This is a genomic window from Arthrobacter sp. 05N428_2 (genome assembly GCF_056397065.1).
Map to the genome: position 1 here is coordinate 1 of NZ_JBFTMR010000036.1, position 1797 is coordinate 1797.

The 1797-nt window shown below is 62.7% G+C and carries 1 protein-coding gene; it reads left to right on the forward strand.

Features of this window, described 5'->3' with window-relative positions; translation table 11 throughout:
- A partial coding sequence (locus AC1DGI_RS18185; protein ID WP_476899834.1) for a transglycosylase domain-containing protein occupies positions 1–1797 on the forward strand: 1797 nt, incomplete at both ends.

Here is a 1797-nt window from a genome sequence, read left to right on the forward strand (position 1 = left end):
CCAGCTCTCTGACAGCCTGCCCAGCGACCTGACGGTGGCCCCGCCGGGACAGGTGACGAGGGTCCTCGCAGCCGACGGGTCGCAAATCGCGACCCTGTTCAGCGAGAACCGTACACAGATCCCCCTTGAGCAGATGTCGCCGAATATCAAGAATGCCATCGTCGCGATCGAGGACTCCCGGTTCTATCAACATGGCGGCATCGACCCGCAAGGCATCCTGCGGGCCCTCGCCACCGACGCCGGGGGCGGCCACCAGGGTGCTTCCACGCTGACCCAGCAGTACGTCACCAACGTTATGAACGAGGACCTCATCACCCAGGGCAAGGACACCCAGGTGGTGCTCAACGGGCAGAAGGGCATCAGCGACAAGATCCGCGAAATGAGACTTGCCATCGCCCTCGAGAAGAAATTCTCGAAGGRCCAGATACTCGCCGGCTACCTCAATCTCGTGTCATTCAACGCCAACGCCTTCGGCATCCAGGCMGCCAGCCAATATTTCTTCTCCRTCGATGCCAAAAACCTCACACTGCCCCAGGCGGCGCTGCTTGCCGGCTTGGTCAACGGACCCTCACTCTATGATCCGACCCAGCACCCCCAGGCTTCCAAAGACAGGCGCGACCTCGTGCTGGACGCAATGCTCCAGCACGGCTACATCAGCCAACAACAGCACGACGACGCCGCCAACACCCCTCTCCAGCTCAACGTAAACCCACCCAAACAGGGCTGTGCATACGCGGCCCAGGCACAGTACTTCTGCGATTACGTCCTCCACCAGATCCAGAACGATCCCGCCTTCGGCTCAACCCCGGACGCCCGGATCGAAAAGATCACCCGCGGCGGCCTGACCATCAAGACCACCCTTGACCCGCGCCTKCAGGMMCCGGCCCAGACCCAGGTCGACGCCACAACAGGGGCCAACACKGACAAGTGGGGCACCTCCCTCGTGACGATCCAGCCGGGCACCGGGAAGGTCCTCGCCATGGCCCAGAACTCACGCAAGCTAGGYAACCAGGGCAGCAGCTTCGTCTCGGACTACAACTTCAACGTCGAGAGCGCTGATGCCAACGGCAACGACTTRGGCGGCGTCGGAGGCATGCAGCCAGGTTCGACCATGAAGCCCGTGACCCTGGCCGCCTGGCTGGGCGAGGGTAAGCCGACAGACCAGATCGTCGACGCATCGAGGCGSCGCTACGGCATCAACTACCCYTGGAAGACCACCTGCCACCCCGTCCAGGGCTGGTTCGACAGCACTCTCCCGCCCTCTACCGACCTCCAGAACGACGAACCCACCTGGTACCGACCCATGTCCGTCCGGGAAGGCATCTACCAATCGATCAACACCGCCACCTTCGCCTCCCTCGCCGGGCTCAACGACTTCTGCGACGTCCAGCGCGCGGCCGACGCCATAGGCCTACACCTGGGCGACGGGAAGGACCAAAAGATCGATCTCTCCACCCTCGGCAATATCCTGGGCAGCCAGGACGTCGCCCCCATCACGATGGCCAACGCGTTCGCGACGTTCGCCGCAGACGGCACCTATTGCATCCCCGTCTCGATCACCGAAGTCGACGATGCCCAAGGSAACAAAATTGGCGGCCAGACACCCTCATGCCAGCCCGGCGCCCTGAAACCAGACGTAGCCAAAGCCACCACCAACGTCCTCCAAGACGTCCTCACGAAGGGCTCCGGCCTGCTCATCCCACAAAAACTTGGCGTCCCGGACGCCGCAAAAACCGGCACCAACCAATACAACAACCAAACCTGGGTCATCGGCTACACGAAGGGCCTGGCAACGGC